The following is a 4,613-nucleotide window of genomic DNA, read 5'->3' on the forward strand; positions in this document are numbered from 1 at the left end:
AAGAAGGCACTCTCTTCGGGTTTTCGGTCTGTACTGAAATCAAGGTATTATTGGGAATCCCAGCTTAAATCATAGATACCGTAAGGGATTTTATTCTTTATTTAAAACTTTGCAACAGAACCTTTTATACCTTATTAGCTTTTATTGTTCTTGTTCATTGATATGAGTTAAGACTTGTTCGAGAATACTGAAAACATGAAGATCATCAAGACTGTAAACCATGCTTTTCCCTTCTCTTCTTGCCTTCACTAAACGTGAATCTTTCAATATTTTTAGTTGGTGTGAAATCGCGGACTGTTCCATATCCAATGCAAGCACAATGTTTCCAACACTGAGCTCTTCTTTCTGTAAAAGAAAGAGAATTGACAAGCGTGTAGGGTCACTAATCACTTTGAATACTTTGCTTATTGATTGGATCTTCTCTTTATTGATTGGCGAAGTTGTTGATGTATCCATATGATCTTATTCCTCTCACATGATTTTCCATTCATATATATATAATACCACATGAGTAAAACGATGCTAGTTTTTTGTTTATAGACAAAATTAAGACTTTTGTATCAGCAATAGTAGTCCATTTGAATAAGAAGCATCTTGTCTTGACAAAACTCATACAGTGAGTTAATATGATTTTGTAAACATATGAATGTAACTTCATATCTTTATCATAATCATTCCGATTTACAAATGAAAGGAGATGGAGACTGGATAAGCCCAAACCATATGAATCCTTGCCTTACTTAAGCAAACAAACGAGCTCAGAATTTGCAAGGCACAAAAAAGTCAACAAAAATCAAAGAAATTTAATAGAAAGGTGATAGAAATGGAAACTACCAAAGAGCAACATTCACAGGAAAAAGAGAAACATAACCACGACCATGATCACAATCACGGGAAGATGCCTATTATTCTATACTTTATTGGTTTGGCATTGGCAATTGTTGCATTGTTCTTAAGTGGAGAATATCAATTAATTAAAAACATCATGTTCTCACTCGCCACAATTAGTGCGGGCTATCATGTCATTGTTCTGGAAGGTCTTGGAGAGACAATTGAGAATACAAAAGCAAATAATAAGTTTACGCCTAATTCTCATATTTTAATGGGATTAGCGGCTATAGGAGCTTCAGCGATAGGGAATTTTTGGGAAGGAACGTTGTTGATTCTCATTTTTTCAGGCGCACATTTCCTGGAAGATTACGCTGAAGGAAGAAGTAGACGAGAAATAACGAAATTACTCGAAATGAACCCAACAACTGCTCGGTTAATTTTGCCTGATGGGAATACAAAGATTGTTGACGTCAGTGAATTAACAGTTGGGGACCAACTTCAAGTACTAAACGGTGACCAAGTACCCATTGATGGAGTCATTTTATCTGGCTCTACTTCCATTGATGAATCGTCTATTAATGGTGAAAGTATACCCAATGAAAAAACAAAAGGAGATACCGTTTTTGGGAGTACGATTAATGGGACAGGCACGTTTACAATGGAAGTCACCAAAGAAAACGAAGATACAGTATTTTCAAAAATTTTACAATTAGTGAACCAGAACCAAGATAATCAAACAAAAGCTGCGAGTATTATCCAAAAATTCGAACCGAAATACGTCACAGTTGTTTTAATTGCCATTCCCCTGTTCGTGTTATTGGCTCCTGTTCTACTTGATTGGACATGGTCACAAAGTATTTATAGGGGATTGGTTCTTTTAGTTGCAGCTTCACCCTGTGCTTTAGCAGCAGCTACCGTATCGGTAACCTTATCAACAACCTCTAACCTGGCCAAAAAAGGTGTCCTTTCAAAAGGTAGTTCTTATCTGTCTCAATTAGCTGATACTCAAGCAATTGCGTTTGATAAGACGGGAACTTTGACCAAAGGAAAACCAGAAGTAACCAATTATTATTTTGCCGATTCTGTGAATGAAGAAAATATTATTGATATCGTAGTGGCTCTTGAAAAAGAATCCAATCACCCTTTAGCAGATGCCATTCTAAGAAAGTTTGAACAAAAAAATAAGCTTACCATTGAAGTAGAAAATCAGATTGGTAAAGGGTTGACGGGAGATTATAACGGAAGAAATTATCGGATTGGAAAACCAACTTCGTTTGACAATGTTGAAAATGAATATATTCGTTTAAATAAGGAATGGGCATCAGAAGGTAAGACAGTCGTATACGTAGCAGAAGATGAGAATGTCATTGGACTTATAGCTCTCATGGACATTCCAAGTGAACATGCAAAAGAAACTATTAATTACTTTAAAGAACACGGCATACACACCACTTTAATTACTGGTGACTCAGAAATGACAGGAAAAGCAGTTGCAGAACAATTAGGAATAGATGAAGTAATCGCGAATGTCATGCCAGAAGATAAATCTCGAATTATTGACGAGCAAAAAGAGAAATACGGCGTAACAGCAATGGTGGGTGATGGTGTAAATGATGCCCCTGCCCTTGTTAATGCAGATGTAGGTATTGCCATGGGGGAAGGAACAGATGTAGCAGTAGAAGTGTCTGATTTGGTTTTAATGCAGAATAATTTATCCAAATTGGTACAATCTCATAATATTGCAACCAAAATGAATCGTGTCATTTGGCAAAATATTTTTTTCTCAATGGCCGTTGTTGTCTTTTTAATTATTGCTAGTTTCTTAGGTTTGACGGATATTGCAATTAGTGTCTTCCTTCATGAAGGAAGTACGTTGGTCGTTATTCTGAATGGACTTCGTTTATTAAAATCTAATTAATTCTATCAAAACCCATAAAGCTAGGGTATAGTAATAACTGTCTGAAGTTAATATGCCTTTAACGTTCTAAAAACGTTAGAGGCATATTTTTTATAAATTACTTTGTCTCAAAAATAATCGATTATGATACGATTTTTAAGGACTGTTTTTTTACTAAAAAAGTAGTCCTTTTCAGTATCAAAACTTTTTTCTTTATGTATGAATCTTTAACCACCATTTATGATACAATAAAATCAAAAAAAGGATGAGTTTTATGAATGGATATATATATGGCTATGCTAGAGTGAGTACACGATCACAAGAGTTAAACCGACAACTAGATTTACTCAATGAACAAAATTGCAATGAGATCCTTACTGAAAAAATGACTGGAACAAAATCCGATCGGCCTCAGCTGAACCGACTAAAAGATAAGATACGCCCTGGAGACACAGTTATAGTGGAAAGTTTCTCGCGTCTAGGTCGTAGTACTAAAGATTTAATTGATCTCGTTACTTACTTTGAAGAGCATAAAGTGAAGCTTGTAAGTCTGAAAGAAAACTTCGATACTAGTACACCCCAAGGACGCTTAATGATGACCGTTTTCCAAGCATTCAGTCAGTTTGAGCGTGATTTGATTGTAGAGCGTACGAAAGAAGGTTTAAAAAGCGCGCGGGCTAGAGGTAGAAAAGGTGGTCGCCCACGCGTTAATCAACGAGATATTGAAAGAGCAGTGAAACTATATGACAGTCAGGAATATAGTGTAAAAGAAATTACGGAAATGACTGGTATTAGTAAAGCTACACTCTATCGATATTTAAAATAGTAAAAAAAAAAAGCATTTTAAGGCAGTTTCGAATCTCCGAGTGGATGACTCTCCACGAAACAGTCTTAAAATGCGTTTTAGTTTATTCGATTCTACAGATATTATATAACTCAATTGTATTCTTTACGTATATCTACATCTTTATACCAATCTAAATGAGGAGCCAGTTCTAACTCTGGCATATCAGGGTATCCTGACCCTCTAAATGCTTCTACCACTAATCGGTGAATATACCTCTTTTATATTAGGTCTAATAGCAAAACCATCCCCTAACATTTTCTGAGAAAACACATCATCTTTCACCTCTGTAATTGGAACAAATACCCCTGTATTTATGCTATGTAGGGTTAATTGGTTCGTCTTCTTTTTAAATTTTTAAAATAAATTCACACTTTATCTTCCCTTCAAAGAAACAATTACTCCATTTCTAGTAATTCTCTCATTTCTGTCTTATAGACTGCTGCTTTATTACCATAAATAATTTGAATACCAGATGGAACATTAACAACACCATTTGCCCCTAGTTTTTCCGTGAAATGAGTACTTGATTCAATTTTACTTGGCTCTTTTAAAGTTATTCTCAAACGTGTAAAACAAGCATCTACTTTTTCAATATTATCTTTACCACCGACAGCAACAATGATCGCTTCTAAAAGCTCTTTAGAATCTGTAGTATTTTCAACAGTACCAGAAATAACAACATCCTCTACTTCTCTACCTGGAGTTTTTAAATTCCATTTAATAATAGCAAATTTAAAAATAAAATAATATAAACAAAAAGGTTCTGTTGCAAAGTTTTAAATAAAGAATAAAATCCCTTACGGTATCTATGATTTAAGCTGGGATTCCCAATAATACCTTGATTTCAGTACAGACCGAAAACCCGAAGAGAGTGCCTTCTTTTGAAGTGCACCCCTAAAGTTGAACCTTAAAATTCAACTTTAGGGGTGTTTATTTTAAATAAAAAGCATGATCTTGATTTTAAATTAAAACTAATCAAAGAATATAAAGAAGGAAATATTGGTTATGATTCATTAAGTAACAAATATGATATCGATC

General features: G+C 34.6%; 4 protein-coding genes and 1 pseudogene. 2 read left to right on the forward strand and 3 right to left on the reverse strand.

The genetic code is table 11. The features are described from left to right. Positions 1 to 141: 141 nt before the first annotated feature. Entirely contained in the window at positions 142 to 456 is a 315-nt protein-coding gene (locus tag QNJ52_RS11450) for an ArsR/SmtB family transcription factor (protein ID WP_048728532.1), read from the reverse strand. Between the two features lie 367 nt (positions 457 to 823). Here QNJ52_RS11450 and QNJ52_RS11455 point away from each other — a divergent pair, with 367 nt between their 5' ends. Together QNJ52_RS11455 and QNJ52_RS11460 are read left to right on the forward strand one after the other, a co-directional pair. Then, positions 824 to 2,749 (forward strand): heavy metal translocating P-type ATPase, encoded by a 1,926-nt coding sequence (locus QNJ52_RS11455; RefSeq protein WP_162485230.1) that lies wholly within the window; start codon positions 824 to 826, stop codon positions 2,747 to 2,749. A gap of 253 nt (positions 2,750 to 3,002) precedes the next feature. Next, a pseudogene (locus QNJ52_RS11460) lies at positions 3,003 to 3,551 on the forward strand (recombinase family protein); the annotation flags it as partial. Between the two features lie 204 nt (positions 3,552 to 3,755). On the opposite strand, the gene QNJ52_RS11465 reads toward QNJ52_RS11460, so the two are convergent. Continuing rightward, positions 3,756 to 3,890 carry a PTS glucose transporter subunit IIA gene (locus QNJ52_RS11465; protein WP_086039229.1) on the reverse strand — a complete coding sequence of 45 codons (135 nt, stop codon included), beginning with the start codon at positions 3,888 to 3,890 and terminating at the stop codon, positions 3,756 to 3,758. 80 nt (positions 3,891 to 3,970) lie between these two features. Then, positions 3,971 to 4,315, reverse strand: a complete 345-nt coding sequence (locus tag QNJ52_RS11580) for a glucose PTS transporter subunit EIIB (protein ID WP_198549708.1) — start codon at positions 4,313 to 4,315, stop codon at positions 3,971 to 3,973. Positions 4,316 to 4,613 lie beyond the last annotated feature (298 nt).

The sequence above is a fragment of the Macrococcus sp. S115 genome (genome assembly GCF_030067655.1).
GTDB lineage: Bacteria > Bacillota > Bacilli > Staphylococcales > Staphylococcaceae > Macrococcoides > Macrococcoides psychrotolerans.

What these genes read in the sequence shown, in the direction of transcription:
- QNJ52_RS11450 (WP_048728532.1), bottom strand. Translation starts at nt 456, where the DNA reads ATGGATACATCAACAACTTCGCCAATCAATAAAGAGAAGATCCAATCA.
- QNJ52_RS11455 (WP_162485230.1), top strand. Translation starts at nt 824, where the DNA reads ATGGAAACTACCAAAGAGCAACATTCACAGGAAAAAGAGAAACATAAC.